Origin of the sequence: Arthrobacter sunyaminii (genome assembly GCF_018866305.1) — a bacterium.
Lineage (GTDB): Bacteria > Actinomycetota > Actinomycetes > Actinomycetales > Micrococcaceae > Arthrobacter_B > Arthrobacter_B sunyaminii.
The window spans coordinates 3,662,365-3,687,825 of sequence record NZ_CP076456.1 but is presented as its reverse complement, the minus strand read 5'-3'; the positions used below and the strand labels follow the sequence as shown (position 1 = coordinate 3,687,825).

Sequence of the window (25,461 nt, the reverse complement as noted above, 5' to 3'; positions counted from 1 at the left end):
GATGAAGCAGGCACCAATCCGTACCGTCATCAGTCCCGGCCGCTACGTGCAGGGCGCCGGCGCCATCCACCGGCTCGGCGAGTTCCTCAGCCAGGTCGGCAAGACACCGCTGCTGGTGGCCGACGACGTCGTCTGGGGCTTTGTCGGCCATGACATCGGCACGTCCCTGCAGGTTGCCCAACTGCCACTCACCCGGGAAGTCTTCAATGGAACACCCACGGCCGTTGAAATTGACCGGCTGACCGGTGCCATCCGCGCCGCGGGCGCTGACGTGGTGGTGGGAGTGGGCGGCGGCAGCACCATCGACGCGTGCAAGGCCGCCGGCGACGCAGCCGGCATCCGCTGGGCATCGGTGCCCACCGTCGCTTCCACTGATGCGCCGACGTCGGCGCTCGCCGTCGTTTACACCGCAGACGGAGCCTTCGAGGAGTACCGGTTCTTCACCCGGAACCCGGATCTGGTGCTGGTGGACTCGCAGATTGTGGCCAACGCTCCGGCGTCGTTCCTTGCCTACGGGGTGGGCGACGCGCTGGCCACCTGGCTGGAAGCACGCGCCACGGCTGCGTCTTTTTCGCTGACCATGGCCGGCGGCCTGCCCACTGAGACCGGCACCGCGCTGGCGCGGCTGAGCTGGGACGTGCTGTGGGAGTTCGCGCTTCCCGCCCTGGATGCCGCCCGGGACAACCTCGTCACGCCGGCGCTGGAAAAGGTTATCGAGGCCAATACCCTGCTGTCCGGCCTGGGGTTCGAGTCCGGCGGACTGGCTGCAGCCCATGCCATCCACAACGGCCTGACCGCTGCACCCCAGACGCATGGCCTCGCCCACGGACAGAAGGTGAACATCGGCTCACTGACGCAGTTGGTCCTGGAGGGCGCTCCCACCGCTGAGATCCGGGACTTTGTGGAGTTCACAACGCGCGTCGGCCTGCCGAGCACCCTTACCGAGGTGGGTTTGTCCGTGGACGACGCCCGTGAACTGGATCTGGTGGCGGAGGCTGCCACTGTTCCCGCTGAGACCATGAAGTCCATGCCGTTCGATGTTGGTCCAGCCGACGTCAAAGCCGCACTGAAATCCATCGAACGGTTCTCGCGCCGGGTACGCCGTGAAGCGGGGCTGCCGGAACCGGTGCCGTACAAAGCGCACTAGGCTCCCCGCAGGGCCACGACGGGTTCAATGCGCGTGGCCTTGCGGGCCGGAAATCCGCCGGCGACCAGCCCGACGAGTGCTCCCAGGAGCGCCCCGCCGCAGGCGAGAAGCGGGTTGAGGACGGGCGTCCACTGCTGGGACAGGGAGATTCCGATGACGGTGAAAACTCCCGCGGCCGCGCCGAGGATCCCGCCCAGGAGTCCGATAATGACTGACTCCGCGACGAACTGTGCGGCAATTTGGCGCCGGGTGGCACCGATGGCACGGCGCAGACCGATCTCTCCGGTGCGTTCCATGACGGAAAGCATCGTCACGTTCGCAATTCCAACGCCGCCGGCCAGAAGCACCACCACGGACAGGACCACAAAAATGAGGTTGACGTCTGCTTGGACATTGCCCGCGAGCTGGGAGCGTCCCTGCGGGGCTGCGACGTCGATGCGCTCGGGCTCATCGGGGGAGAGGGAGAGGGCAGCCTGGTCCGCCACCTGGGGGCCGGCGCCAACAACAATGCGCGCCTGCACCTCTCCCGGCGCACCAAGGCCAAAGTCTGAACGAGCCGCGCCGGTGGAGATGACAACACTCTCCAGCAGTTCGGAGCGCTGCTGGACGTCGCCGAAAACACCGACGACGGCGTACGGCAGGCCGTCGATGAAGATGGACGGTTGGGAATCCACCCGGGTGATGCCAAGACGGTCTGCGAGCCGGTTGCCCAACACAGCCACGCGGTCATGCCGCTGGTCGTGTCCGGCGTCGAAGAGCCTGCCGTGCAGGACTGTGCCCTTCAGCGTGTCGATGAGTCCGGGGGAGGCGGCAAAAACCCGCGGCGGTGAGGTGAGGGGTGCGGAGGGATCATTGACGGGAACGGCGGTGACGGTGCCTTCGCGGAGTTTCACTTCGGTGATTAATGCTGCTTGTTCGATCCCTGCGAGGCGTTCCATGCGTTCCACTGCGTCCCAGGGGAGGGAAGCGGTGGCAACGCTGTTGCCGTCGGAGTTCTGGGCCGTGGCGGGAGACGCGATGACCTGGGTGGCGGCGAAGGCGTCGAACTGTTTGGCAAGTTGTCCGGCGGTGGTCTGGGCGAAGCCCAGGGTGGCGACCAGGGCTCCGATGCCGAGGATGGTTCCGGCCAGCGTCATCAGGAGCCGGCCGGGCCGTGTCCCGAGGTCGGAGGTGGCTTCGATCAGCAGGTCGATAAAACTGAAGCGGTCTGCGGAAGGAACGGGGGACAGGAGTCCTGCCGCCGGCGGGTCGGCAGGGGGACGGTTTCGTGTGACGCGGGCGAGCTTCATACGGGCGTGACCACCCTTCCGTCGGCAATCCGGACGCACTGGGGTGCACGCCGGGCCACGCCCTGGTCGTGCGTGATGATGACCAGGGCCAGCCCGTCGGTCACCAGTTCTTCGAACAGCGTCATGACATCCTGCGTGGTGCCGCCGTCGAGGTTGCCGGTGGGCTCATCGGCCAGAAGCACGCTGGGGCGGGTGACGACGGCGCGTGCCACGGCCACGCGCTGGCGCTCGCCTCCGGAGAGGGTGCCGGGCAGGAAATCGATGCGGTGGCCGAGGCCAACGCGCCGGAGCGCCTCTCGGGCGCGGTCAGCACGCTCGATGCGCGGGGTTCCGCTGTAGAGCATGGGCATCATCACGTTCTCCAGGACCGACCGCCGCGGCATGAGGTGAAAGGCCTGGAAAACAAACCCGATGCGCTGGGCACGGACGGCAGCGCGCGTGTCCTCGTCCAGAACTCCAGTCAGATGGCCGTCAAAGCGGTACTCGCCCACACTGGGCCGGTCCAGCAGGCCGAGGATGTTGAGCATGGTGGATTTGCCCGATCCGCTGGGGCCCACAATCGACACGTAGTCGCCCTGGCGCACAGTGAGGTTGATGCCCTTCAGTGCCTGCACTTCGGGCGGACCCGGGAAAGACCTTGTGACATCACGCAGTTCGAGGAGGGGGACACTCACTTGCCCACCACAACAAGGTCCCCTTCGGCCAGTTCCCCTTCCACCGGGATGACTTCCACCGCACCGGGAGTTGCCAAACCGCTGCGGACAACCACCAGCCGGGTGGCCGTCCGTTCGCCCTCACGGGGATCTCCTTCCACCACTTCCACGCGTGTTTCGCCCCCGGGACCGGCGGTGAGGGCCGCGTAGGGAACGGACAAAACATCGCCGTCGGTGGCGCCGACGGCGATCGACACGCGAACGTTGGTTCCCTGGAGTTCCTGGATCTGCTCCGGCGTCAGGGGGTCCGGCTGCAGCTGAACGGTCCATCGCGCGGAGTCGCCTTCTCCGGCTGCAACGGACGTGATGGTGGCCGCGTGCGCGGTGCCGTCCGGCAGGTCAAAGGACGCTTTGTCTCCGGCCTTGAGGAGGCGGGCATCAGCGTCCGCTGCGGAACCGGACAGTCCCAGCGTTGCGCCGGAAACTGTCATGGAGGATCCCTCCAGGATGGAACCCCGCGCGGTAGTGACGGTGTCGACGCGGCGGGGCAGATCGGCCAGGTACAGCACCTCTGAGGCAGGCAGTGACGGCAGCGCAGCCTGCTCGGCGAGGACCAGGTCCTCCTGCGCCTGCGCGAGCTGCACCGCAGCGGCGTCAACTGCTGCCCGCTGTGGAGCGTCGGTTCGGTCGGCGCCGATTTGCTGTCGGCGCAGTTCAGCCAGTTCAAGGGCATCCACCAGGTTGCCGATCTGCAGCGCATCCCGGGGTGTGGCCTGCTGCGCGGCGGCCAGCTCTCGCTGTGCGGCGGCTACGGCATTGTCGGCCTCCCGGATCTCCACGGGTGTTGCACCCACCGGCGTCATGGCCAGCTCGTTTTGGGCTGAGGACAAACCCTGCTCCGCCATCCGTACAGATTCCTGCGCTGCGCGGACGGATTCGGCGCTTCCCTCCTCCGACTCCGGAAGCGAATACCCGGCCGCGGCATAAAGGGTGGCGACGGCGTTGGCTGCGTCTGCGCCGAACACCGGGTCGGACGGATCGCCGGCGTCGATTCCCACCGTCCGAACCGCTGTCTTGAACTGGGCCACGTCGGGGCCCGATGCGCCGAGGGAAAGGGTCCGGTAGGCAGGCAGTTCGCCGGGCAGGACCATGACGGGCCGGCCGGCAACCTCCAGGGCTATCGATAGGGGCTTCAGCTCCGCTCCAACCTCCGGCACCTGGCCCGTGACCACGGCGGGGCCGGCTATTGATGTGGTGTCGATGCGCACTTCCACCGGGTCTGCGTAGGCCACCTCTCCGCGGATGGTTACGTCATTGCTGAGCTGGCCGTACTGCACGGGAACGGTCACCAGCCCCGGCACCGGAGGCTCGGCCGCACCTGCTGCGTCAGCCGGCGAGACCAGAAACCGCCCCAGCAGCAGGCCGGCAACCAGGCTCAGAACGGCGGCAGCAGCCACAATCCAGAGAGTCCGGTTACGTTGGAAAACGGTGACGATGCCTGCCCATGCTGATGACCGTGCGGGAACGTCCTGCTCCTGGGCCCGGTCCGGAGCCTCTTCCAGGAGCAGGCCCAGGCCCGATGCCTGGTCCGCCGGCCGGTCGGCACCATTGCGTCCAAGCCCCGCCACTCAGTTGCCCTGCTCGATGTCCGCGCGGAAAGCTTCCAGCTCGGCCTTGTGGTCATCAATGAACTGCTGCTCGAGCTCGAACTGCACGCTCTCCATGGTGTCCTTGTAGTTTGTCTTCTCCCGGCAGTCCAGGTCAGCGAGGGCGAGGGTAATTTCTTCCTCGGCCAGCTCGTCCATGTCCGGTTCGACCATTGCGCCGGGGTCAACAGCCTCGGCGGTGGCGCTGGTGCTGGCACTCATCCCGTTGTAGGCGGAGTTCATCTTTTCATTGATGCTGTTCTGCGCATCCATCTGAGCCGTGAACCCGGGGTGTCCGCCGTCGGCCATGCAGGAGGACCACTCGGCATCGGCCTCGGTGAGTTCCGGGGAACTCATCATGTCCTCGTAGAGGGTATTCATGGAATCAATCAGCGGCTGGTGCTTCTCGGAGGTGTTGACGTCGTCGTCGTTTATTTCGTTCTCCGACCATCCGTAACAGCCCGCGGTGGTCCAGTCCCATTCCGTCATTTCCCCCTCGGCGGGCATGTCCTCTTCGTCGGGAGTGGGGCCGTGGAGCGCCTCATAAAAGGCGGTTTGCTCAGATTCCGACAAACTCGAGACATAATCCGCGTTCGGATCGACGTATTCCTGTTCGCTGGCCACGGGCTCGTCATCCCGGCCGGGGAAATTGATCATTCCGTAGCCGTATTGGGACACCCATTCCCGGGAATCAGGATTCCATTCCGTGTCCGTTCCCATGGAAAAGGACACGTCCTGGACATTCGGCGTGTACTCGAAACCCTCCTCCGTCATGCACTGGGCCACGAGGTCTTCCCGCTTGCGCTCCCGTTCGGCGTATTCCTTCTCCTGCTCCTCCACGCTCATCCCGCTCTCATAGGCGGAGGACATGAATTCAGCCAAAGGGGAATCTTTGGCGGCAGGAGTTTCTTCAGCTTCACCGGACGAACCACACCCGCCGAGGACGATGGAGAAACACAAAGCGGCAAGAAGCGCAGCAGCGCGCGGAGAACGGTGCACGGATATCCTCTTTTAGGAGTGCGGGCGGTGAACCTGCGGGCTCACGTACCTCAAAGAATGCCTCACAACCGGCCCGGAAATATGCTCGCGGCCAGTAACGTTTTCATCTCATCTGCAGACGGCATTAAAGGGAGAGAAATTCCGGTGCGCGGCGACGGATCGGCCGCCCTTTCCTTCGGTCAGGGTTCCCCTGCTGGAACGGACACCGAGGTTGTAGCCGGCTGTGGATCGCCGGTGCCGCCGGATTCCGTTGTAAAGAGGAAAACCGACGCCAGAATGCCGATGGCCAGCACGACGACGAGCAGCACGCCGCTGGTGATGGCAACGACCCAGGCGCTGCGCGGCTGCGGCCGCCGCCGAACCAAAGCCACGACCGCGAGCACCAGGGCGAGTCCGGCCAGCGGAAAGAACAGCGGAATAAGGACAATGGACAGAACCAGTGCCGTGAGGGCAATGATGCCCGACGGCGTGCCCAGCCACGGGCTGGCCGGACCCGGGCGGACGGTGGTTCCGCCAGCGCCGGACGGTGGAGACGGGAGGGCGCTCAAGACTCCAGATCCTCCTCCTGCGGCAGGAACCCCTGCCGCTTGCCGTGCATGGACAGCACGATGTCCAGCACCCGAAGGTCGGAAATGGGCTCAGTGATCCCCGACTTGGCACGGATCTCCGTCAGCCGTTCGGCAAGAACCCCGTCCGCAAAGGAGGCGTGCCAGTACTCCCACTGGTCCTTGGGCCCGGGCACCGCCGTGACCCGGCGGATGATGGAGTCGTACACCGGAATCAGCCGGGGCCGCTTGCGGGCAAGGAGTTTGCTGGCGGTGCTCGGGCCCACGCCCCAGCCGCCGTCGTCGTCGTGCCTGCCGCGCAGGAGGTTCCACAGCTGGCGCGCCGGGCTGCCGGCGCCCAAATCCTGCACCGCGTCCGCGTCGGGCAAATCGACGTCCGCCGGGATGGACGCCAGCAGGTCGGAGATGTCCCCGGCCCGGGTTTCCAGCAGGGCAACGGCCGTCCGCGCCGGGATCTTCACGGAGCGGAAGGAAGCGGCCACGACGTCGTCGGCGGTGAACCGGTTCACCACATCCGGGGCATCGCCGCCGCCGGCCCATGAATCAAACCGCGAACTGCTGCGGACCCTGCCGGTCCGCGGCATGAGTTCGGTGAAATAGTCCTGCAGATTCCGTGCAGCCGACTCAACGGTGATTTCCCCGGTCGAAACAACTCGTCTCATGAATATCCCCAAGTCTGGTTTGGAATGGGTGGGAATGCTGGTGGACACCTAATGACCAACACCCTACTGGTGTCGGATAGGCTCCCACCATGGTTATTAACTTTCGCCTGATGGCCGAATCGGAGTCTGAGGCGGAAGCAATTGTGCAATTCCTGACGTCAAACAGTTTTCCTTTCCATATGACGGCACAACATACGGCGGAGTCGGCACGGGAAGCGGTGGACAGCGGCAGGTTCTGGTCGCAGGAATCGGTGGGCTACTGGATCGTCGCTGATGCCAAAACTGTCGGAATGGTGGTGCTTGATGACCTGGAGGAGGACACCCCCATGTTCGACCTGCGGCTGGCGGAGGACTTCCGCGGCCGGGGACTGGGGCCGCAGGTCCTGAAGGCCCTGTGCTCACTGGTGTTTGAAGAGTTTCCCGATCCGGTGCGGTTTGAAGGCCAGACACGGGAGGACAACGTTGCCATGCGCAAGACTTTCGTCCGGGCAGGCTTTCTCAAGGAGGCCCATTACCGCCTCGGCTGGCCCACGGCGGATGGTACGCGGGTGGCTTCGGTTGCCTACGCCATCCTGCGGCAGGACTGGGAAAACAACGAAACCACGCTCTTCGAATGGGACGATCTGCACCAAACCTACCGCTAGACTTTCCCCAAACCGGCTGCTGCTGCCGGAGAATCCGGGGGAATTGTGGCAATCAGCGGAGACACCGCTATATCCGTGCGTGGGCTGACCAAGAAATACGGTGCCACCACAGCTGTTGACGACCTCTCCTTTGAGGTTCAGCCCGGCACCGTCTTCGCCTTTCTCGGAGTCAACGGCGCCGGTAAATCCACCACTATTTCCTGCCTCACCACCGTCATTCCCTTCAATGCCGGTGAAGCCACCGTCAGCGGGCACGACGTACGCAGCGAGGCCGGCGAAGTCCGTAAGGACATCGGCGTCGTTTTCCAGGACTCGTTGCTGGATCCTCTGCTCACCGGCCGGGAAAACCTGCGGACGAGGGCCAAATTCTATTCGGCCGACACCGCGGCCAACGATGCCCGGATCCAGGAGCTGAGCGCCATGATCGGGATCGACGACTTTGTCGACCGCCGCTACGGCACCTATTCCGGCGGACAGCGGCGCCGCGTGGACATTGCCCGCGCACTGCTGCATTCGCCGTCGATCCTCTTCCTGGACGAACCCACCGCCGGGCTGGACCCGGCCAGCCGCGCCATGGTCTGGTCCACCATCCGCGAGCTGCGGGACCGGCACGGGCTCACCGTCTTCCTCACCACGCACTACATGGAGGAAACCGAGGAAGCGGACCGCGTGTGCATTATTGAACGCGGCCGGATCATCGCCGACGGCACGCCCGCCCAGCTGCGCGCCCGGCACAGCAACTCCGTCCTGAGCATCACCACGGACAACCGTCCGGCGCTGCTGGCGCTGGCAACCGCCGCAGGCGCCGGCATCCGCGACGAGGACGACGGCGGGGTGGTGCGGCTCGTCGTCGACACCGCCGACACGGCCCGTCGCATCTTGGCGGAACACGGGGACTCCGTGGCGGACTTCGAATTCCGGCACGGAACCATGGATGACGTTTTTCTGGCGCTGACCGGACACGAGGGGGAGGGCGCATGAACATCGTCGGAAACCTGATGCAGCGCAACCTGCGGCTTTTCTTCCGGGACCGGATGGGCGTGTTCTTCTCGCTGCTTTCGGCACTGATCCTGTTCCTGCTGTACACCTTGTTTCTGGGCAGCACCCAGATCGACAGCCTGCAGAGTTCTTTCCCTGCCGCCACGAGGGACGAGGTCAAGGGCTTCGTGGACACCTGGATGTTCGCCGGGATTGTCGGCATTACCTCCATCACCACCGGCCTGGGCGCCATGAACGTGTTTGTGGAGGACTCGTCGTCGGGCCGTTTCCGGGATTTTCTCGTGTCCCCCATCCGCCGCGAACAGTTGATTCTTGGCTATTTGCTCTCCGCCGGCGTCGTGGCGCTGATCATGACAACGGTGGTGCTGATCATCAGCCTGGCCTACCTGTACCTGGTGGACGGGATCAGCTTCGACGCCGGTCAGATCGCCACAGTCTACGGCTTCCTGGCGCTGAGCTGCGTGGCGTTTGCGGCACTGAGCGCCTTTGCGGTCTCTTTCGTCCGCACTTCCGGCGCGTACTCAGCCCTGTCCACCATTGTGGGCACGATTCTTGGTTTCCTGGCCGGCGCCTACATTCCGGTGGGTGCCCTGCCTGAGGGTGTGCGCACCGTGGTTAACGCTCTGCCGTTCATGCAGGCTGCGGTGCCCCTCCGCCAGGAGATGACGGCCGACTCCCTTCAGGTCCTGGCAGTGGACCAGCCGGAGGCAGTGATTGAGCTGCAGGAACTCTTTGGGATCACTGCGTCGGTGGGGGACTGGACGGTCACAAACGCCTACGTGGTATTCGTCCTCGCCGCCATGACGGTGGTGTTCACCCTGCTGGCTGCCGTTCAGATCCGGCGCCGCATCGGTTGATTTAGGCTGTTGGGACCGGCAGGGCAGGACGCGGATCACGTGCGAGGATACCCATGCTGATCGCATCCACCCGCTCACCGTCCCAGAGCAGAGCCTCGCGCTGGCGGCCCTCCACGGTGAACCCGGCCTTCTCATAGGCGCGCTGGGCCCGGGGATTGAACGCAAAGACCTCCAGCGCCACCCGGTGCAGGCCCAGGTCATCAAACGCGTGCCCGACGACGGCGGCCGTCGCCTCGGTCCCGTACCCCTGTCCCCGCACGTCCGCCGGTGCCAGGGCAATCCGGAATCCGACCGACCCGTTGTCGGCATCGAGATCGTTCAGCACCACTTCGCCCAGGTACCGTTCCTCCGGGTGCTGTTCGTCGGAGCGCCGGATGACGGCCCAGTCCCCGCGGTCATGCTGTCCGGCGAGCCCGGCCAGCCATGCCTGAATCTGTTCGGGGGTGAATTCTGCGTGGGTTCCGGTCAGGCGCCGTGCTTCCGGATCCTGCAGGCTGGCCCAGGCTCCTTCAAAATGTTCCGGCCCGAGCGGTTCCAGCCGGAGCCGGGCGGTGGTTAAGGTGGCCTGGTTGGCAAAGAGGTTCTCGGGAAGCATCAGATCAGCCTACTGGGGTGTCCGGACTGGTTTCCCGCTGCCACTTCGAAAATGATCTCCAGCCCGTCTTCCTCATCCCACTGGGAACCGTTTTCCTCGAACCCGTACTGCAGCACCAGGTTGCGGGATGCTTCGTTATCCGGGCCGATAGTGGCGCGCACCGTGCGGACATCCGGCTCGCGGGCGGCCCGGGCCAGCAGCAGTTCCAGTGCGGCGCGGGCGTAGCCGCGGCGGCGGAACAACGGATCCACGGAATAGCCCAGTTCCACCATTCCGTCCGAATCCGGCGGTCCGTGAAAACCTGCGCAGCCCACAGCCTGCCCCGACTCCGTGTCGATGATGGCCCCGGTGATCCAGCCGGCGTCGTCGGGCGCCGCCGCAAGCTGGGCGCTGCGCATTTTCCACAGCGACTGCCGGTCGGAGGAAAAATGCCGGGTGAGGGGAACGGGGGAGTGCCGGTTGGCGGTGTCCAAGTCTCCTGCTGCCAGCGCGTCAATGGCAGCCACGGGCAACTGCGCCAGGTGTACGGCAGGCCGCCGGGAAGCGGGATGCTGCCGGGCGGGAGTCGGTGAAGGAGAGGGCATCGCTCCATTATGGCGGCGCCGGCACGGAACTTCTTCCCGGCCGGAGCCGGGGCGGTCACACTGGGATCAGTGCCCTTGCTGTTCCCCACCAGACCGCACGCCAAGGACTACCTCATGAATACCGATCAGGTCATCATCATCGGCTCCGGTCCGTCCGGCTATACAGCGGCCATTTATGCGGCCCGGGCTGGGCTGAAACCGCGTGTCCTTGCCGGATCGGTGACCGCGGGCGGAGCCCTGATGAACACCACCGAGGTGGAAAACTTTCCCGGCTTTCCGGACGGTATTCAGGGCCCGGACCTGATGGACAGCCTGCGCCGGCAGGCGGAAAAGTTCGGTGCCGTGGTGCAGTACGACGACGTCGTGTCGGTCGATCTGGGCGGGCACATTAAGCGGGTGGAGACCGGCGGCGGCGACAAATACAAGGCACGCAGCGTCATCCTGGCCACGGGATCCGCGTACAAGGAACTGGGTCTGCCGGAGGAGAAACGGCTCAACGGCCGCGGCATCTCATGGTGTGCCACCTGCGACGGTTTCTTTTTCCGGAACCAGGACGTGCTGGTGGTGGGCGGCGGCGATTCCGCCATGGAGGAGGCTCTGTTCCTGAGCCGGTTCGGACGGACCGTCACTGTGATTGTGCGGCGCGGCGAGCTGCGGGCCTCACGCATCATGGCCATGCGGGCCAAGAGCCACGAAAAGATCCGATTTGAGTGGAACAGCGAAGTGACCGCGGTGCACGGCCAGGACAAGGTGACGGGGGTGACCCTTACCGACACGGTCACGGGAGAACGGCGCGAGTTGGCGGCTACCGGGGTGTTTGTCGCCATCGGGCATGTGCCGCGCACCGAACTGCTGCATGGGCAGGTGGACCTTGACGCGGAGGGTTACATAACGGTGGCGGCACCCACCACGGCTACCTCCGCCGACGGTGTTTTTGCGTGCGGCGATGCCGTGGACCACCGCTACCGTCAGGCCATCACCGCCGCCGGCACCGGGTGTGCCGCAGCTCTGGACGCCGAACGCTATCTGGCCGCGGTGCAGGATGCTGACAGCATTGCCACCGCACTGGTGGAGGGGACGCTAAACGACTGAGCAGGGGACCGGTGACACGGAGGTTTCCGTCGTCGTCGTCGTGCTGTGGTGTTGGACCTTTCCGGCGCTAAGCCGCGCCGGTGAAGGTCAGCACGAGCAGCGTAATGTTCAGCCCCACCAGCAGGATGGCCACCACCACTCCCAGCGCGGTGGTCCACCAGCGGTTGGTGTGCACACCCATTAGATCCCGGCGGGAGGTCAGCCACACCAGCGGAATCAGGGCAAACGGAATGCCGAAGGACAGGATGACCTGGCTGAGGATGAGCGCCCAAGTGGGGTCGACGCCGGCTGCCAGGATCAGCAGCGCGGGAATCAGCGTGATCAGGCGGCGCAGCAGCATCGGCATGCGGACCTTCAGCAGCCCCTGCATGATTTCGGCGCCGGCGTAGGCGCCTACGGAGGTGGATGCCAGGCCCGATGCCAGCAGGCCAACGGCAAAAAGGGTGGCGACGGCGCCGCCAAGGGACGCAGCGATCGCAGCGTGCGCACCTTCCAAGGTGTCGGTTCCGGCGACGCCCTGGAGGGAGCTCGCTGCCAGGAGCAGGATCGCCAGGTTCACGGTTCCGGCGACAGCCAGCGCAATGGTGACATCCCAGCGGGTGGCTCGGATCAGCCTCGGGGTCGTTAGGAAAGCAGTGCGGTCCGGGAACCGGTCCCGGGTCAGTGCCGAATGCGCGTAAATGGCGTGCGGCATGACCGTGGCGCCAAGAATGGATGCTGCGAGCAGCACGGATTCGCTTCCCTCGAAGCGGGGGATGAGGCCGTCAGCCACGGCGCCCCCGTCTGGCGGGGAAATCACGATTCCGGCCGTGAAGCCGACGGCGATAATCGCCATCATGGACACGATCACGTATTCAAACGTGCGGTGGCGTCCGCTGCCCTGAAGGCCCAGGACGGCCATGGAAATGACCCCGGTAATGACGCCGCCGAGGAGCAGCGGCAGGTCGAACAGCAGCCACAAGGCCACGGCGCCGCCGATCACCTCGGCCACATCTGTGGCCATGGCTACGAGCTCCGCCTGGAGCCAGTAGAGGCGGCGTCCCGTTTTGCGGCCCAGTCGTTCTCCGAGCAGTTCGGGCAGGGACTTGCCGGTGACCAGTCCAAGTTTTGCGGAGAGGTACTGGATGAGCCAGGCCATGATGTTCGCGGCAACCACAACCCACACCAGCAGGTAGCCGAACCGGGCGCCCGCCGTCATGTTGCTGGCCACGTTTCCCGGATCCAGATAGGCGACTCCCGCAACCAGTGCGGGTCCCAGCATCCAGATCAGGCGTTTGGGGACAGCGGGCTTTGCGGTGGGGGAAGCGGGCACAGAGGAAGGCGCGCCTGTTGCCGGCTTGGCAGGCCTCAGGAGGGCAGTCTTGCGGCTCATGACAGCAACGTAACACAAAAGTTCGGTAGCCCGAAGATGGCGTAGCGGGGGTGGCGAACTTTTGGAGTGGGGTGGGAGGTGGCTCGTCCACGGTGGGTTCGGACGGCGGATGTACGGAGCAGATATAGATCGCTTTGACGGTGTGTGCCGGCGCGGCGTAGGCAGCCCCTCCTCTGGCAAGTAGTTATAGAAAAAAGTCGAGTATTTGGGACCGTCCCAAAGTGGTCTGTTTTGGGGTTTTTGGGGCTGTTTTCGGGACGGAAATGTCGGTGGCAGGTGAAAGCCTGAAGTCATGGATCAGAACGGATCTTTTCGACGAGGTGGCACCGGTGAAGCATCCGGTGCCGGCCAGGCTGCCGGCCCGAGCCTGTCGATTTACAACGCTGAGCCGGACAGTGCCCCGAGGGATCCCAGAACCACTCACCTGGATCCGGCTTACCGGGACGGGCTTACCGGTTCGTTGGTCCTGCAGGGTGCGGAGTCCCTGACCCAGGACGAAACCAGTGTGGTGTTGTCCCGGTTGGATGCGTTGGTGCGGTGGGCGCAGGCACAGCAAGCCAAAGTGCTGCACCGGATGGAAACCCTCTTCCGTGACGAGCTCCTCGAAGATGTTGGCCGGGAAGATCCGGCCCTGACCTTCAGCCTGGCCGCGGAGGAAGCCGCAGCCATCCTGCACCTTCCCACGAACACCGCGAAGATGCTGATGAGTGAGGCGGGACGGTTATGCACCACCCACACCGCAACCCTGGCCCGGCTGGAGGACGGGGCCCTGGGTTACGGGCATGTGCAGACGGTGCTGGACCAATCCCAAAACGTCCCAGAACCCGAACTGGCCGCCTTCGAGGCTTCCCTGCTGGAGAGTGCTGCTGCGGGGCAGACATCGTCCCAGTTCCGGGTGAAGGCCAGAAGGTTGCGGGAGAATCGGTATCCGGACACCATCCCGGTCCGGCATAAGAGTGCTTTTGAACGGCGGCGGGTGTGTTTGGTGCCGGAGGAGGACGGGATGTCGTGGTTGTCGGCGTTGTTGCCGGCAGCGAGGGCGCAGCTGGTTTATACGCAGCTGACGACGACGGCGCGGGGTGAGCAGGGTGCGGGGAATCCGCGGGGAGTGGATCAGTTGCGGGCGGACATACTGGCTGACCTGCTCGACGGTGACGAGGATGCAACGCACAGCCATAACCTCGAACGAAGTGGGCCTGCCAGCGAGGTGATGGACGGCGGCGGCCCAGGTGGCCGTGCCCCAGACTCTGGACGCAACAAGGCCCGGGCACGTGCCCGCACCGAGATTCTGGTCCTGATCACCGCCGAGACGCTGTTCGGTGCTGATGAACAGCCTGCCGAACTGCACGGATACGGGCCGATCAGCCCCGAAACTGCCCGTCGGCTGGCCCGGCAGGCAGCGCACTGGACTCCGGTGGAACGAACCCCGGACACTGAGGAGATCCTGCGGGTCGGGCGGCGGCGGAAAGTTCCTGCCGGGCTGCAGCGCTGGCTCCGGGCCAGGGACGGAACCTGCCGGTTCCCGGGATGCCGGACCAACGCCGCGATCGCCGAGATAGATCACACCAAACCGTGGTCCCACGGCGGGACCACCGATCACGACAACCTGGAGCATCTCTGCAGGCGGCATCACATGTTCAAGTCCCGGGGTTTTTGGAAGGCCCACCAGCGCATCCCGGGAATTATTGAGTGGACCTCGCCGGGAGGCCGGACCTCCGGACCGATCCGCACCTGACCCTGGCCGCAGGGCTGAGCACACGACTTAGCACGGGACCCAGCACAGGACTAAGTGCGGGACCCAGTGTGGAAGCCACGAAACCTGCTGTAAGCCGGATGTCGGGCTGGATCCCTGAAGGCGAACCTCCGGAAGACTACGGCGACGATCCGCCACCCTTTTGACGATAGTTCGGACGATCCGCCGCCCTGCTGTCGGCCATTCTCATGATCCGATCTCATGACCCGCCGTGTCTTCACGGCGCTTGAGCAGTCCTAGGGATCGCGGACTTCCAAGAGAATTTCCGGCCCCTCCAACGTTGAGGGCTTATCGCCGCCGTCGGTGGGAAAGGCCGCAGTCCGCCTGTGGGAAGCAGCCAACCACAGCACCGACCCCACCACCGGAAGCAGCACAACAGCAAGCATCCACCCGCGACGTGCCGAGCTGGAAACCCACGGGGAACCGGCCAGACTGTAGAGCGCTGCGGCAGCCAAAGTGAGGTACAGAACCAATGACAGCACCACCAGAGGAGCCCACATCAGGTATTCGATAGGCATAACGAAAACCATGCTCTTTCATCATGAACGGAGTCAGAACAAACAATGAACGGGGTCGCGCCGTTTATTTGGGGGTGGACGCCATTCCAGAATAGGGTTCCGGCAGGACAAATAACCTCATCCCCTGTGATGACATGCGGGCGATCCGTACCGTCCCCAAGTAGTACGGCCGGGAGCTGCCCGTGCGCCTGGCCGGAAACATGTTTAGCCGTGAACCTCGCCTAGCCTTAAACCATGAGCACCACATCCCCGGCACGGTCCAAGGTCCGTCCCGCAGCCGTTTTTTCTGCTGTTGCGGCGGCGTTAAGCCTCCCGATGGCTCTGCTAGTTCCTTTGTGGATCACAGCAGGACGGATGCTGTTTGGCATCCAGGGGAACCTGGTAGTGATCTTTGCGGCAACTGTTGGGCCGCTGATGGCCATCCTGATGTTGTTGTCGGCAGCGCGCATCACGGTGGCTGCCGCCCGGCGGCCGCGTTTCGGGGCACCATTGCGCACGTCTTTTCTTCTGCTGGGGCTGTGGCTGGCAGGCGGGGCCTTTGGTTTCCTGGTGCCCGACGTCGGCGGAGAACCAGGGCGCGACGGTTCAGTAATGTCCGCGCTGGTCGGAGCGGAAGCGGCAGGCTTCTCCGCCGCACTGGCCAACCCGGTGGGCATACTGACGCTGGGGCTGACCGCGGCTCTGCTCGTGGTCTCGGTGCGGGACGACCGCCGCGCCTGACAGACAGGCCTCGCGGATGACCGTTCCGCAAGTGCCGGATACCCGTCCCCGATCTGCCGGCTACCCCGGCGGAGGTGCCGCTTCGGCCGGGCGAACCTGCTGCCAGGGCAGCCGTCCGGTGACTTCCAGTTGCAGGGTGTAGCTAAGGAAGGTCCGTATCAGGACGATGAGAGCCAACACCCCGAGCGATTCAAACGTGGGAGTTACAGCCACGGTCCGGATGATGTCCGCTGCAACCAGCAGCTCCAGGCCCAGCAGAATGGACCGGCCCAGTTGCTGCCGGTACGCCTCATAGACCGGCCGGCCCGTACGGCGCAGAAGGGTGCGCACCACGGACACCGTAGCGATGACGGCACCAACAATGATGACGGCTACCCCGGCCAGGTCCACAAGCTCGCCGGCGGCTTCAATGATGCCCTTGAATTCCATGCTCTGCTCCACTCACCGGCTCCAATGGTTGCTCCCGTGGGCCGAACCGCCCGTACCTCCATAAGCGGGTGGGCTCCGGCCCATGTCAAGGGAAGGGGCCCGGAAGGACTTCAGGCGGCCGTCGGCAGAAGTTCCCGGGAAGAACGCTCCGGAGAAGAACCTGCGGCAGCGCCGGGATAGTAGAAGGCCCAGTCGTCATAGGGGTCCTGCCACGATGAATCATCCCGGGCGACGCGGCAGACGTTTTCAGCCGGCACCCAGCGATTGTGGGCGCGCCCGAGGTCGTCAATCCAGTGCAGGAGCACCGAGACGCGGGTCCAGGCGCAAGCCTTGCCGTCTATGATCGACGACGTCGTCTGGAAACGGACGTACGGCTCGCGGCGGTAGGGGGCGTGGGTGACTGTCATGGCACAAGCCTGTCGTGCGGCACTGACATTTTGATGTGCCGCTCGATCCGGTTCCGTCAGGTGGCCGGGGCGGGGACCGGACCGGAACGCCGGGAGTTCTAAAAGCCGGAAGTCAGGAAGCCAGATCCCGCCACTTGGCAGCGGCTTTGTTGGTGAGGGCTGCGCTGTGGTCGGCAACCCGGCGCGGAACGAGGCGGATAACGGGCGCAAGCTCCGAGAAACCAGGACGGGCGGAGCTGCCAGCGGGGAGTTCTGTACGCGCAGGCTTGTTGACAACCATGTAGAAAATGGCCATTCCAGCCACACCCAGGGAAATAAGGGTTACCACGCCCAGCCCGTACAGGGCCAGCATCGCGTAAAAGGGGGTATCAAAGAGGCCGGCTATGAAGTTCGCGCTACCCAGCAGCAGCCACAGCCAAAAGACGGCCACCAGCACGAGCATGGTTCGCCCGCGACGAAAAAGCATGGCGGATTTTTTCCGCACAGAAGGCACTGTTTGAGACTCCCCGCCCATTTCTACTCCCCCAGCTAATAGGCCTGGTTATACCGGCCCTAAGCAGATGATAGCCGCTATTTGTCAGTGCGTTGTTCACCGGTGAGCCAGAATGTACTGTGTCGTTGCGAGAAGGGCAGAAAGTGAACAACAAAGCGGGTCCCGGACTTTTGTTTGTGCTGGTGTGTGCAATGGGTGCCGGGCCCGTCATGAATTACGGCATCAGCGCCACGAGCACGCTCATCATCGGCGACCTGGGCATCAGCGAAGCGCAGTTTGGGCTGCTGGCCACGGTTTGTTTCCTCAGCGCGGCGTTGTCTTCCGTGTCCCTGGGCAGGCTTAGCGACAGGATTTCCGGACGTGCCCAGCTCATCCTTATTTTCGGAGGCACGGCTCTCGCACTCACGCTGATGGCTGTGTCCGGAAGTTATTTGTGGCTTTTGATTGCCGTAGGTTTGGCGGGACCGGCACAGGCGATTTCCAATCCCACGACCAACAGGGTGATTGCGCACCAGGTGGACCCCGTCCGGCGTCCCGGCTGGTTGGGGATCAAGCAGTCCGGTGTGCAGGCTAGCCAGCTGTTTTCCAGCCTCTTCTTCCCCGCTGCGGCGCTGCTGGTCGGCTGGCGCGGAGCCGCCGCCGGAGCCGCCGTCGTCATGGCGGTGCTCCTGATGTATTCGTGGAACAAATTGCCTGCGGCACCGCCGGCGCTGCCAAGGACGGGTGCCGCTTCCGGCCCGCGCGACCCGTTCCCGCCCACGGTCTGGCTGCTGGCCGGGTTTGCCCTGTTTTCGGGCGCCGGGATGCAGGCCACCAACGTTTACCTGCCGATGTTTGCGCAGCGCGAGCTGGACTTTTCACTGCTGATGGCAGGAGCGGCTGCCGCGGTTGCCGGAGTGGTTGGCGTAGCGGCCAGGGTGCTGTGGGGCCGGCGGATTGCCGGCGGAACCGCGGTGGCGTCGCTGCTGCTCATCCTGGCGCTGGGAGCCATCGGAGGGACGGCGCTTCTGCTGGCCGCCGGGCAAACAGGGATGCCCGTACTTCTGTGGACCGGAGTGGCCCTCCACGGGGCCACGGTGCTCGGGGTGAATGTGGTGGTAATGGCAGGAGCAATGCGGGAGGTGGAGCCGGGCCGGGTAGGGGCAGCATCCGGTGTGGTCTCTCTGGGAATGTATATTGGATTCGCCTCGGGTCCGCTGGCCATGGGACTGCTGCTGCAGTATTCGGGAGGATTCCTCGCGGGCTGGTTGTTTGTGGCGGCCGGCTACCTTCTGTGCGTGGTTCTGGGCCTGGTCCTTCGCTCGATGACCGCACGTAGCTCAGCCGTCGTGGAGAGGTGAAGTGCCGTTGCGGAGAGCTGAAAATATGCCGTCGACTCTGCGCCTCAGGCGGTTTCCGGCGCCGGCGGCGGCTTGGCCAGACGCGGACTGTTCGGATTCAAAAGCGAGTGGCGGCGGCCGTAGAACCAGTAGATGACAATGCCGATCACGAGCCAGATGGCAAAACGCAGCCAGGTCTCCCAGTGCAGCTGCAGCATCAGGAAGCCTGAGGACAACACGCCGAAGGCCGGAATCCAAGGCATCAGCGGCAGCCGGAACTCCCGCGGAGCGTCCGGCTGCCGCCGGCGGAGCACAATCACAGCCACCGAAACCACCACAAATGCCGCCAGAATGCCGATATTCGTCAGATCCGCCACGGCACGGATCGGAAACACTCCGGCCAGCAGTGCCGAGGCAATTCCGGCAATCCAAGTGACCCGCTGCGGTGTACCGTGCCGGTCCGTTCCCGAGAACCAGCCCGGAAGCAGTCCGTCGCGGCTCATGGAGAACCAAACCCGGGTGACGCCGAGCAGGAAGGTGAGCATCACGGTGAGGATGGACAGCACGGCGAAGGCGGAGATAACGGTGGCAATGACCGGAAGCCCCACGGCCTGGAAGGCGGAGGCAAATCCGGCGGTCGGGCTGATCTCGGTGTAATTCTGCATGCCGGTCAGGACCAGCGTTGCCAGGACGTACAGGACCATGGCCACGGCCAGCGACAGCAGGATGGCCTTTGGCATGTGTTTTTTGCCGTCGGTAGCTTCTTCAGCGGCCGTGCTCATCGCGTCATATCCAAACACCGCGAAGAACACCGTAGCCGCACCGGTGAAGACAGCGCCGAACCCGTTGGGCAGGAACGGTGTGTAGTTGGCCGTATTCACGAAGAAGAACCCCAGCCCCACAATAAAGAGAATCAACAGCACTTTTAGGCCGACCGCCACCAGCTCGAAGCGCCCGAAGGTCTTGGTGCCCCGGCTGAGGATCCAGGTAATGAACAGGCAGACCACCAGGGCCGGCACGTTCACGACCCCGCCCTCAACGGTGTCGCCGGTGCCCTGCATCCAGGCCGGAACGTCAATGCCGATTCCGCTCATGAACTCGGTGAAATAGCCCGAGATGCCAATGGCAACCACGGCCACAATGGCCGTGTATTCCAGGAGCAGGTCCCAGCCGATAAACCAGCCGATGATCTCGCCCAGAGCCACATAACCATAGGTGTAGGCGGAACCGGCTCGCGGGACCATTCCGGCAAATTCCGCGTAGGACAGTGCTGCTGCAGCACTTGCCAGCCCCGCGACAAGGAACGAGATCAGCACGCCCGGACCGACGCCGGGCGCGTCAGGCCCGCCGTTGGCAACCAAACCCGCAAGGGTGAAGATGCCGATGCCAATGATGCCGCCGACGCCGATAGCCGTGAGCTGCCACAGCCCCAGGCTTTTGAAGAGTTTGCTGCCGCTCTTTTCGTCTTCGACCTCGTCGATTGGCTTGCGCCGGAAAAGGGAGGAAGACGCACTTTCCGCTGTGGACATGGAAGGCTCCGATCATCGCTGCCGGTACCGCGGTACGCCGGAGCATTCCCGGCGCTCAGAGCAGTATCAACCCGCCGGGTCCCTGGGACCAGTGTCTGGGCTCAAGTCCCGGGGAGCAGACTCCACAAACTTCAGGCCGACCACACAGCCAATGATTCCGGCCAGGAAAAGGATCTTCAGCAGTCCGGGCTGTTCGTTGCCGAACACCATGGCATATGCGACCGTCAGGACGGCGCCCAGCCCGGTCCATACGGCATATGCCGTGGAGACGGGAATGGAGTTCATGGCGTAAGCCAGTCCCACCATGGAGGCCACGCATGCGGCAAGGAAGATGAGGGAGGGGACCAGGAGGGTGAACCCGGCTGAAGCATCCAGGGCGGTGGCCCACACGGCTTCAAGGACGGCGCTCAGGAGCAGGACAATCCACGGCATGTTCAGCCCACCATCTTCAGGCCGATAACACAGCCGACGACGCCCAGCAGCAGCAGGACCTTCAGCGCGGTGGCTTTCTCGCCGCCAAAGGCCATCGCGTAGGCAGCCGTCAGCACTGCGCCGATTCCCACCCAGACCGCATACGCGGTGCCCACGGGGATGGACTGCATGGCCGCCGCGAGTCCGGCCATGCTGAGCAGGAGGCCGGCGGCGAAGATCACCGTGGGCCAGACCCGGCGGAAGTTTTGCGATTTGCCCAGTGCGGTGGCCCAGACGGCCTCCAGCATGCCGGAGAGAACAAGGATGACCCATGCCATGACTAAATCCTTTGGCCAGTCTTGTCGCTGTCCGGGTACTGAACCGTCGTCCGGAGACCGGGATCCGGTCTTGGCTACCTAGGGTAGCAAACGCGGCACCGCCAACCCGGACAGTCCTCCCGGATACTCCCGCACCGGAGGATGTTCACCCGCCGGATGTGGGGATAATGGGCCATGAGCATCGTCAAAATCAACGCCGTAACTGTTCCCGCCGACTCCGGAGACGAGCTGGCCCGGCGGTTCGCCGCACGCGCCGGCGCCGTGGACGGGCAGGAGGGGTTTGAAGGGTTTGAACTCCTGCAGCCCACCGATGAGCGCACCACCTGGCTGGTGGTTACCCGCTGGCGGGATGAGAAGTCTTTCCAGGACTGGGTGTCATCGAAGGATTTTGCCCATGGACACGGGCAGGAAACGGCCGACGGCGGCACCTCGTCTGATTCCCGCCGGGCCCGGCCGGTGGGAATCAGCGCCGAGCTGTGGAGCTACCGCCCCGCCGGAGGAAGCGAAGGAACGGCAAACTAGGCACATCCCTGCGGACCTTCCGGCGTTAAGCCTCGGAGGTCCGCAGCGCCGCAGAGGCATCGGTGACGGTGGTCCGGATCCGGTACAGGCTCGATGACGCGGTCATGTACAGGGTGCGGCCGTCGTCGCCGCCAAAGCAGACATTGCTGACGGTCTCCGGAACAGCTATCTGCAGGATGCGTTCACCCTCGGGCGAAAAGACCTGCACGCCCTCCTTCGAGGAGGACCAGAGATTCCCGTGTACGTCCACGCGGAAACCGTCGGGAACTCCCGGCGCAACCTCCACAAAAATTCGGCCGTTTCGCGCAAACCGGCCGGAGACGACGTCGTACGCGTGGATCGCGTGACCGTGCAGCCGCGGCCCGCCGTCCATGGCGGGGGTGCCCAGCGAGGTGTCGGAGACATAGAGGATGGATTCATCCGGTGAGAAGGCCAGCCCGTTGGGGACCTCAACGTCGATGACCGCCGGTGTCAGCTCACCGCTGGCCGGATCGAAGCGGAACACCCAGCGGTCGCCGTACTCTTCCTGTCCCGGATGCCCCTCTTCCTCCTTCTGGATGCCGTAGGAGGGGTCGGAAAACCAGATGGTGCCGTCGGACTTCACAACGACGTCGTTGGGTGAGTTCAGCCGCCGGCCGTTCCAGGAGTCCACGAGCGTGGAAACGGAGGGAACGGCGTCGGGCGCGGTGCCGGTGTCGCGCTCAATGGCACGCCTTCCGTGCGAGCACTGGATCACGGCGCCCTCGTGGTCGAGGGCACGGCCGTTGGTAAATTCGGCATCCGCGGCATAAACCTCCAGAGCGCCGGTGGCCTCGCGGTACTCCAGGATCCGGTTGCCCGGGATGTCACTGAATCGCACGGCGGAACGGGCAGGAATCCACACGGGCCCCTCGGCCCATTGTGCTCCGGTGGCCACCTTCTCCACTGCGGCGTCCTGGGCGAGCAGAGTCTGCGGCGTTGTCGGCATGCGCGGTCCTTTTGGTGTTGGGGGAAGTTTGCTCACAGTCTAGACACACTCCGGCCGCTGCCGCGGAGGGATAGGCTGGGAGCAGTAATCAGCAGCCAAGAGGAGAAAAACCACTGTGAGCGCACTTCTGACCTCCCTCGTTTCCAGCGCCGGCCTGATCGGCGGCTACAAGACCGCCCGGGATACCGGCAACCGCCAGCTCGGCGGTGCGGTTCTGGCTGCGGCGGGTACGGCGGCCTTCATGATGTGGAAGCGCGACGCCGGAACCGGCACCGCCGCTGCCCTTACCGCCGGTTATGTGGCAGCGTTCGGGCTGTCCCACCCGCTGGCCAAGAAACTCGGCGCCTGGCCCTCCGTCTATACGGTCACCGCTGCCACAGCGGCTGCTTCGCTGATTTTCGGACGCCGCCGCTAGTGCGGCCTGAGCCGTCCTGATTCGACTCACCTAACCAGGAGGCAGACATGGCAGAATCCCGTGGACGCATGCTCTTGAAAGCCGCCGGACAGGGTGCCGTCGCAGGTCTGGCAGGGGTCGCCGCGATGACCGCAGGCGAGAAGCTCGAACAAGCAGTGACCAGCCGCCCCAACTCCTACGTTCCGGCCCGGACGCTCCTGAGCCTGCTGGGCAGGCACCCCGCTCCGGATGCGCAGCCGCCGGTCTGGAACCACGCCATGCACTGGGGGACCGGTGCCGTGCTTGGTGCGCTGCGCGGTGTCTGGTCCGTGACCGGTATCCGCGGGCCCGAAGCCAACACCGGGTTCACCGTGGTGCGGCTGGCAACGGACCAAACCTTGGAAAACGCCACCGGTATCGGTGCTCCGCCGGCAACCTGGCCGGCGAAGGAAAGAGCCGTCGACGTCCTGCACAAGGTCGTCTACGCGTGGGTCACCGGAATGGTGTCGGACGCCTGGATTGCGCCTGACCTGGAATCGCGGCAGGGAACCACCAGCCATTGATTGCAGCGCCACGGAGGGTTCCTGCCCGGGAATCATCCGCGGTACCGTGTCGTTATAAATGGTGGACGCCGGTAGCAGGCGGCGGCCCGGGAGGGCTTGGTAACTGAATACGGGGATGATCGGTTTCGACGATGTCTGTTGAGTCAGGGGAAGCGGGCCGAGAACGCAGAGTTATCTCGTAAACGCTCTCTGCAAAAAAATAAGTGCCAAACCTATGCGCACTGACTTCGCTCTCGCTGCCTAAGCAGCCGGAGTAGTCCGTCAGCCCGGAGCCGCTCTCGCTCCGGATCCTGGCGTCGTTTAGAGGGCCACTGCTGAACACTCCCGCCGTCTGGGTGTTCGGGACTTTTGGACGGCTGGGCCCGGATCAGCCACTTGTTTGCAGGATGGCTGGGGCCGAGAAAATCCGACGCATACTGCGCCCGGAGAAGCCCTGGCAATACAACATCGGACGGGGGTTCGATTCCCCCCATCTCCACGCAGCGGCATTGAAAGGCCTGTCCCCAGGGGCAGGCCTTTCGCGTTTTCATTCGCTGCTGCCCAGGACGGGAGTTCCCTGATGGAAGCGGAGACGCGGCTGCCCGGACGAGGTGTCCCATACGGAGGTATGCCGGCTTTGCCGGTGCCTGGGATCCTCCGTGGTTCCGGTTTGGATCCGGTAGGTAACCAGGACAAGGTGCGGAGCCAGATCCGAGAATTCCCATTCATCCGTCTCCGGGGCAGGCCGCTGCTCCTCGTCGCCAAGGGACGCAATCATCTCTTCACGTGTCCACCGCCGCCCCGAGCGTCCGATCTCCAGGAACTCAGGATGCAGCAGGCGGCGCAAACGTGCCCCATTGCGCCGGGTGGAGGACGCCAGAAGCTCCAGCTCCGAGGCTCTGATCTGGCCGTGTACCCCCATGCGTTCAGTGTGCCGCATCAGGTTGTAGATGGCCCTTATTACCGTGGGTTCTTTTCCAGCACGGTGCGCCTCCCTACGCTGGAACATGGACAGGGGGCTTCCTTCAAGAGATCAAGGACCTTCAATGGCACAGCCAGGCAGCAGCACAAATCCCCTGAGAATGGGCGTTTTTTCAATCTCGGCAGCGTTGGCGGCGGGGGAGAAGAAGGGATACTTTGCGGACAATGACGTGCATGTGACCTTGGAACAGGTGGAGTCCGCTGAACAGCAGTTCAGGGACTTCGACGCCGGAAATTACGACGTCCTGCAAACCTCCTGGGACAACGTGGTCAACTACCGGTGCAACGCTTCCAATGACCTGGGACGCACACTGAACGTCCTGGCTGATTTCGCCCTGGATCTGGGGATGGGCCTCAGCGTCATCAGTCCACCGGAAATCACGTCCCTGGAGGCGGTGCGGGGAGGCGAGGTGGCGGTGGACGCACCGAACAGCGGCTACGCGTACGTTCTCTACTCCATCCTCGAAAAAGCCGGGCTGCGCCGCGACGCCGACTATACGGTGGTCAGCTCCGGCAGCGTTGCCGAACGCTACCGAAAGATGACAGACGGCTACGCCGCCGCCACTTTGCTGAGCGACGGACTGGAAGTACTGGCAGGCCAACAGGGGATGAATAATCTGGCCGACGAGTCAGCGCTTGGCCTGCCCTACGTCGGGAGCGTGGCCGCCTGGAACGGGGATTGGTATGACGAGAACCGGGATACGGCCCTCCGTTTCCGGGAGGCTTATGAGGCTGCACTGGCCTGGGCTCTGGAGCCAAACAACAGGGACGAGGCCGCTGACCTGATCGCCAATGCCCGTGACCTGCACGCGCCGGATGCCCGCCGGGTGCTCGACGCCGAACTTGGCCCCTGGGGTCTCGCCCGCGACACGGATATCACCGATGAGACCGCCCGTGCCGTTATTGGACTGCGGAAGCAATACAACGGATTCGATGCCGATCCGGCGGTGAATCCCTACGGGGACCTGTCCGCGTTCTTCGTCAACAGCGGAGCTTGAAAGCCCCGTTTCTCGCAAAAGGAAAACGTTTCCGG

Annotated in this window: 30 protein-coding genes, 1 other RNA gene and 1 riboswitch; of the genes, 13 read left to right on the top strand and 18 right to left on the bottom strand. The window is 64.4% G+C overall.

Annotated elements, in window-relative coordinates:
- Nucleotide 1 precedes the first annotated feature (1 nt).
- Entirely contained in the window at nt 2-1,147 is a 1,146-nt protein-coding gene (locus tag KG104_RS16795) for a glycerol dehydrogenase (protein ID WP_207348279.1), read from the top strand.
- Here KG104_RS16795 and KG104_RS16790 read toward each other — a convergent pair.
- The 6 genes from KG104_RS16790 to KG104_RS16765 all read right to left on the bottom strand — a co-directional run bounded on the left by KG104_RS16790 (nt 1,144) and on the right by KG104_RS16765 (nt 6,962).
- The gene (locus KG104_RS16790) at nt 1,144-2,436 is read right to left on the bottom strand and encodes an ABC transporter permease (protein WP_207348280.1); all 1,293 of its coding nucleotides are present in this window, start codon (nt 2,434-2,436) and stop codon (nt 1,144-1,146) included. The two genes, KG104_RS16795 and KG104_RS16790, sit on opposite strands and share 4 nt — an antisense overlap.
- Entirely contained in the window at nt 2,433-3,110 is a 678-nt protein-coding gene (locus KG104_RS16785; RefSeq protein WP_104053277.1) for an ABC transporter ATP-binding protein, read from the bottom strand. The genes KG104_RS16790 and KG104_RS16785 overlap by 4 nt, the downstream gene beginning before the upstream one ends.
- Complete coding sequence (locus tag KG104_RS16780; RefSeq protein WP_237688618.1) at nt 3,107-4,717, bottom strand: efflux RND transporter periplasmic adaptor subunit; 1,611 nt, start codon at nt 4,715-4,717, stop codon at nt 3,107-3,109. The genes KG104_RS16785 and KG104_RS16780 overlap by 4 nt, the downstream gene beginning before the upstream one ends.
- A complete protein-coding gene (locus KG104_RS16775) occupies nt 4,718-5,734 on the bottom strand; it encodes a hypothetical protein (protein WP_207348281.1) in 1,017 nt (338 codons plus the stop codon). It lies immediately after the preceding gene.
- A 179-nt stretch (nt 5,735-5,913) separates the two neighbouring features.
- Nucleotides 5,914-6,282 (bottom strand): hypothetical protein, encoded by a 369-nt coding sequence (locus KG104_RS16770; protein ID WP_207348282.1) that lies wholly within the window; start codon nt 6,280-6,282, stop codon nt 5,914-5,916.
- Complete coding sequence (locus KG104_RS16765) at nt 6,279-6,962, bottom strand: DUF6308 family protein (RefSeq protein WP_207348283.1); 684 nt, start codon at nt 6,960-6,962, stop codon at nt 6,279-6,281. The genes KG104_RS16770 and KG104_RS16765 overlap by 4 nt, the downstream gene beginning before the upstream one ends.
- An 89-nt stretch (nt 6,963-7,051) precedes the next feature.
- Between KG104_RS16765 and KG104_RS16760 the strand changes: the two genes are divergently transcribed.
- The 3 genes from KG104_RS16760 to KG104_RS16750 are packed head-to-tail and all read left to right on the top strand — an operon-like array spanning nt 7,052 to nt 9,462.
- Nucleotides 7,052-7,606: a GNAT family N-acetyltransferase gene (locus KG104_RS16760; protein ID WP_207348284.1), complete on the top strand. Its 555-nt coding sequence runs from the start codon at nt 7,052-7,054 to the stop codon at nt 7,604-7,606.
- 45 nt (nt 7,607-7,651) lie between these two features.
- The gene (locus tag KG104_RS16755) at nt 7,652-8,587 is read left to right on the top strand and encodes an ABC transporter ATP-binding protein (RefSeq protein ID WP_237688617.1); all 936 of its coding nucleotides are present in this window, start codon (nt 7,652-7,654) and stop codon (nt 8,585-8,587) included.
- Nucleotides 8,584-9,462, top strand: a complete 879-nt coding sequence (locus KG104_RS16750) for an ABC transporter permease (protein ID WP_104160144.1) — start codon at nt 8,584-8,586, stop codon at nt 9,460-9,462. Before KG104_RS16755 ends, KG104_RS16750 begins: the two co-directional genes overlap by 4 nt.
- 1 nt (nt 9,463) lies before the next feature.
- Here the strand turns inward: KG104_RS16750 and KG104_RS16745 are convergent, their stop codons facing one another.
- Nucleotides 9,464-10,057, bottom strand: coding sequence for a GNAT family N-acetyltransferase (locus KG104_RS16745; protein ID WP_207348285.1), 594 nt, complete (start codon nt 10,055-10,057; stop codon nt 9,464-9,466).
- Nucleotides 10,057-10,641, bottom strand: a complete 585-nt coding sequence (locus KG104_RS16740) for a GNAT family N-acetyltransferase (RefSeq protein WP_207348286.1) — start codon at nt 10,639-10,641, stop codon at nt 10,057-10,059. The genes KG104_RS16745 and KG104_RS16740 overlap by 1 nt, the downstream gene beginning before the upstream one ends.
- A 114-nt stretch (nt 10,642-10,755) precedes the next feature.
- Here KG104_RS16740 and trxB point away from each other — a divergent pair, with 114 nt between their 5' ends.
- Nucleotides 10,756-11,733: a thioredoxin-disulfide reductase gene (gene trxB, locus KG104_RS16735; RefSeq protein WP_104160663.1), complete on the top strand. Its 978-nt coding sequence runs from the start codon at nt 10,756-10,758 to the stop codon at nt 11,731-11,733.
- Between the two features lie 67 nt (nt 11,734-11,800).
- On the opposite strand, the gene KG104_RS16730 is transcribed toward trxB, so the two are convergent.
- On the bottom strand, nt 11,801-13,105 hold the full coding sequence (locus KG104_RS16730; protein WP_207348287.1) for an Nramp family divalent metal transporter: 1,305 nt from the start codon (nt 13,103-13,105) through the stop codon (nt 11,801-11,803).
- 292 nt (nt 13,106-13,397) lie between these two features.
- Between KG104_RS16730 and KG104_RS16725 the strand changes: the two genes are divergently transcribed.
- The gene (locus tag KG104_RS16725) at nt 13,398-14,840 is read left to right on the top strand and encodes an HNH endonuclease signature motif containing protein (protein ID WP_207348288.1); all 1,443 of its coding nucleotides are present in this window, start codon (nt 13,398-13,400) and stop codon (nt 14,838-14,840) included.
- Nucleotides 14,841-15,094: 254 nt separating this feature from the next.
- On the opposite strand, the gene KG104_RS16720 is transcribed toward KG104_RS16725, so the two are convergent.
- Nucleotides 15,095-15,376: a PLDc N-terminal domain-containing protein gene (locus KG104_RS16720; RefSeq protein WP_181032469.1), complete on the bottom strand. Its 282-nt coding sequence runs from the start codon at nt 15,374-15,376 to the stop codon at nt 15,095-15,097.
- Nucleotides 15,377-15,610: 234 nt separating this feature from the next.
- Between KG104_RS16720 and KG104_RS16715 the strand changes: the two genes are divergently transcribed.
- The gene (locus KG104_RS16715) at nt 15,611-16,096 is read left to right on the top strand and encodes a hypothetical protein (protein WP_207348289.1); all 486 of its coding nucleotides are present in this window, start codon (nt 15,611-15,613) and stop codon (nt 16,094-16,096) included.
- 60 nt (nt 16,097-16,156) lie between these two features.
- Here KG104_RS16715 and KG104_RS16710 read toward each other — a convergent pair whose 3' ends face one another.
- The 3 genes from KG104_RS16710 to KG104_RS16700 all read right to left on the bottom strand — a co-directional run bounded on the left by KG104_RS16710 (nt 16,157) and on the right by KG104_RS16700 (nt 17,398).
- Entirely contained in the window at nt 16,157-16,525 is a 369-nt protein-coding gene (locus KG104_RS16710; protein ID WP_207348329.1) for a DUF1622 domain-containing protein, read from the bottom strand.
- 110 nt (nt 16,526-16,635) lie between these two features.
- Nucleotides 16,636-16,932 carry a hypothetical protein gene (locus KG104_RS16705; protein ID WP_207348290.1) on the bottom strand — a complete coding sequence of 99 codons (297 nt, stop codon included), beginning with the start codon at nt 16,930-16,932 and terminating at the stop codon, nt 16,636-16,638.
- A 112-nt stretch (nt 16,933-17,044) separates the two neighbouring features.
- The gene (locus KG104_RS16700) at nt 17,045-17,398 is read right to left on the bottom strand and encodes a hypothetical protein (protein ID WP_146067183.1); all 354 of its coding nucleotides are present in this window, start codon (nt 17,396-17,398) and stop codon (nt 17,045-17,047) included.
- Between the two features lie 170 nt (nt 17,399-17,568).
- Here KG104_RS16700 and KG104_RS16695 point away from each other — a divergent pair, with 170 nt between their 5' ends.
- Nucleotides 17,569-18,765 carry an MFS transporter gene (locus KG104_RS16695; RefSeq protein WP_237688616.1) on the top strand — a complete coding sequence of 399 codons (1,197 nt, stop codon included), beginning with the start codon at nt 17,569-17,571 and terminating at the stop codon, nt 18,763-18,765.
- A gap of 44 nt (nt 18,766-18,809) precedes the next feature.
- Here KG104_RS16695 and KG104_RS16690 read toward each other — a convergent pair whose 3' ends face one another.
- The 3 genes from KG104_RS16690 to KG104_RS16680 all read right to left on the bottom strand — a co-directional run bounded on the left by KG104_RS16690 (nt 18,810) and on the right by KG104_RS16680 (nt 21,022).
- Nucleotides 18,810-20,273 carry an amino acid permease gene (locus KG104_RS16690; protein WP_207348291.1) on the bottom strand — a complete coding sequence of 488 codons (1,464 nt, stop codon included), beginning with the start codon at nt 20,271-20,273 and terminating at the stop codon, nt 18,810-18,812.
- Nucleotides 20,274-20,339: 66 nt separating this feature from the next.
- On the bottom strand, nt 20,340-20,705 hold the full coding sequence (locus KG104_RS16685; RefSeq protein ID WP_207348292.1) for a DMT family transporter: 366 nt from the start codon (nt 20,703-20,705) through the stop codon (nt 20,340-20,342).
- Between the two features lie 2 nt (nt 20,706-20,707).
- On the bottom strand, nt 20,708-21,022 hold the full coding sequence (locus KG104_RS16680) for a DMT family transporter (protein WP_207348293.1): 315 nt from the start codon (nt 21,020-21,022) through the stop codon (nt 20,708-20,710).
- 10 nt (nt 21,023-21,032) lie between these two features.
- Nucleotides 21,033-21,097: riboswitch (guanidine-III (ykkC-III) riboswitch) on the bottom strand.
- Nucleotides 21,098-21,196: 99 nt separating this feature from the next.
- Here KG104_RS16680 and KG104_RS16675 point away from each other — a divergent pair.
- The gene (locus KG104_RS16675; protein WP_207348294.1) at nt 21,197-21,544 is read left to right on the top strand and encodes an antibiotic biosynthesis monooxygenase family protein; all 348 of its coding nucleotides are present in this window, start codon (nt 21,197-21,199) and stop codon (nt 21,542-21,544) included.
- 25 nt (nt 21,545-21,569) lie between these two features.
- Here KG104_RS16675 and KG104_RS16670 read toward each other — a convergent pair whose 3' ends face one another.
- The gene (locus KG104_RS16670) at nt 21,570-22,511 is read right to left on the bottom strand and encodes an SMP-30/gluconolactonase/LRE family protein (protein ID WP_207348295.1); all 942 of its coding nucleotides are present in this window, start codon (nt 22,509-22,511) and stop codon (nt 21,570-21,572) included.
- A 115-nt stretch (nt 22,512-22,626) separates the two neighbouring features.
- On the opposite strand from KG104_RS16670, the gene KG104_RS16665 reads away from it, so the two are divergent.
- The 3 genes from KG104_RS16665 (at nt 22,627) to ssrA (ending at nt 23,949) form a co-directional block, all read left to right on the top strand.
- Nucleotides 22,627-22,926 (top strand): hypothetical protein, encoded by a 300-nt coding sequence (locus tag KG104_RS16665; protein WP_104102140.1) that lies wholly within the window; start codon nt 22,627-22,629, stop codon nt 22,924-22,926.
- Nucleotides 22,927-22,973: 47 nt separating this feature from the next.
- Complete coding sequence (locus KG104_RS16660) at nt 22,974-23,468, top strand: hypothetical protein (protein WP_207348296.1); 495 nt, start codon at nt 22,974-22,976, stop codon at nt 23,466-23,468.
- 111 nt (nt 23,469-23,579) lie between these two features.
- Nucleotides 23,580-23,949: a transfer-messenger RNA gene (ssrA, locus tag KG104_RS16655) on the top strand.
- Nucleotides 23,950-23,994: 45 nt separating this feature from the next.
- Here ssrA and KG104_RS16650 read toward each other — a convergent pair.
- Nucleotides 23,995-24,369: a nuclear transport factor 2 family protein gene (locus KG104_RS16650; RefSeq protein WP_207348297.1), complete on the bottom strand. Its 375-nt coding sequence runs from the start codon at nt 24,367-24,369 to the stop codon at nt 23,995-23,997.
- Nucleotides 24,370-24,529: 160 nt separating this feature from the next.
- Here KG104_RS16650 and KG104_RS16645 point away from each other — a divergent pair, with 160 nt between their 5' ends.
- On the top strand, nt 24,530-25,426 hold the full coding sequence (locus tag KG104_RS16645) for an ABC transporter substrate-binding protein (protein WP_207348298.1): 897 nt from the start codon (nt 24,530-24,532) through the stop codon (nt 25,424-25,426).
- Nucleotides 25,427-25,461: the final 35 nt, after the last annotated feature.

Excerpts from the sequence above, each read along its gene's own strand:
- KG104_RS16650 (WP_207348297.1), bottom strand. The coding sequence starts at position 24,369 with ATGGGGGTACACGGCCAGATCAGAGCCTCGGAGCTGGAGCTTCTGGCG.
- KG104_RS16795 (WP_207348279.1), top strand. The coding sequence starts at position 2 with ATGAAGCAGGCACCAATCCGTACCGTCATCAGTCCCGGCCGCTACGTG.
- KG104_RS16730 (WP_207348287.1), bottom strand. The coding sequence starts at position 13,105 with ATGAGCCGCAAGACTGCCCTCCTGAGGCCTGCCAAGCCGGCAACAGGC.
- KG104_RS16725 (WP_207348288.1), top strand. The coding sequence starts at position 13,398 with ATGGATCAGAACGGATCTTTTCGACGAGGTGGCACCGGTGAAGCATCC.
- KG104_RS16745 (WP_207348285.1), bottom strand. The coding sequence starts at position 10,057 with ATGCTTCCCGAGAACCTCTTTGCCAACCAGGCCACCTTAACCACCGCC.
- KG104_RS16760 (WP_207348284.1), top strand. The coding sequence starts at position 7,052 with ATGGTTATTAACTTTCGCCTGATGGCCGAATCGGAGTCTGAGGCGGAA.
- KG104_RS16715 (WP_207348289.1), top strand. The coding sequence starts at position 15,611 with ATGAGCACCACATCCCCGGCACGGTCCAAGGTCCGTCCCGCAGCCGTT.
- KG104_RS16750 (WP_104160144.1), top strand. The coding sequence starts at position 8,584 with ATGAACATCGTCGGAAACCTGATGCAGCGCAACCTGCGGCTTTTCTTC.
- KG104_RS16710 (WP_207348329.1), bottom strand. The coding sequence starts at position 16,525 with ATGGAATTCAAGGGCATCATTGAAGCCGCCGGCGAGCTTGTGGACCTG.
- KG104_RS16660 (WP_207348296.1), top strand. The coding sequence starts at position 22,974 with ATGGCAGAATCCCGTGGACGCATGCTCTTGAAAGCCGCCGGACAGGGT.
- KG104_RS16765 (WP_207348283.1), bottom strand. The coding sequence starts at position 6,962 with ATGAGACGAGTTGTTTCGACCGGGGAAATCACCGTTGAGTCGGCTGCA.
- KG104_RS16685 (WP_207348292.1), bottom strand. The coding sequence starts at position 20,705 with ATGCCGTGGATTGTCCTGCTCCTGAGCGCCGTCCTTGAAGCCGTGTGG.
- KG104_RS16705 (WP_207348290.1), bottom strand. The coding sequence starts at position 16,932 with ATGACAGTCACCCACGCCCCCTACCGCCGCGAGCCGTACGTCCGTTTC.
- trxB (WP_104160663.1), top strand. The coding sequence starts at position 10,756 with ATGAATACCGATCAGGTCATCATCATCGGCTCCGGTCCGTCCGGCTAT.
- KG104_RS16670 (WP_207348295.1), bottom strand. The coding sequence starts at position 22,511 with ATGCCGACAACGCCGCAGACTCTGCTCGCCCAGGACGCCGCAGTGGAG.
- KG104_RS16690 (WP_207348291.1), bottom strand. The coding sequence starts at position 20,273 with ATGTCCACAGCGGAAAGTGCGTCTTCCTCCCTTTTCCGGCGCAAGCCA.
- KG104_RS16790 (WP_207348280.1), bottom strand. The coding sequence starts at position 2,436 with ATGAAGCTCGCCCGCGTCACACGAAACCGTCCCCCTGCCGACCCGCCG.
- KG104_RS16680 (WP_207348293.1), bottom strand. The coding sequence starts at position 21,022 with ATGGCATGGGTCATCCTTGTTCTCTCCGGCATGCTGGAGGCCGTCTGG.
- KG104_RS16700 (WP_146067183.1), bottom strand. The coding sequence starts at position 17,398 with ATGCTTTTTCGTCGCGGGCGAACCATGCTCGTGCTGGTGGCCGTCTTT.
- KG104_RS16645 (WP_207348298.1), top strand. The coding sequence starts at position 24,530 with ATGGGCGTTTTTTCAATCTCGGCAGCGTTGGCGGCGGGGGAGAAGAAG.
- KG104_RS16675 (WP_207348294.1), top strand. The coding sequence starts at position 21,197 with ATGAGCATCGTCAAAATCAACGCCGTAACTGTTCCCGCCGACTCCGGA.
- KG104_RS16720 (WP_181032469.1), bottom strand. The coding sequence starts at position 15,376 with ATGCCTATCGAATACCTGATGTGGGCTCCTCTGGTGGTGCTGTCATTG.
- KG104_RS16740 (WP_207348286.1), bottom strand. The coding sequence starts at position 10,641 with ATGCCCTCTCCTTCACCGACTCCCGCCCGGCAGCATCCCGCTTCCCGG.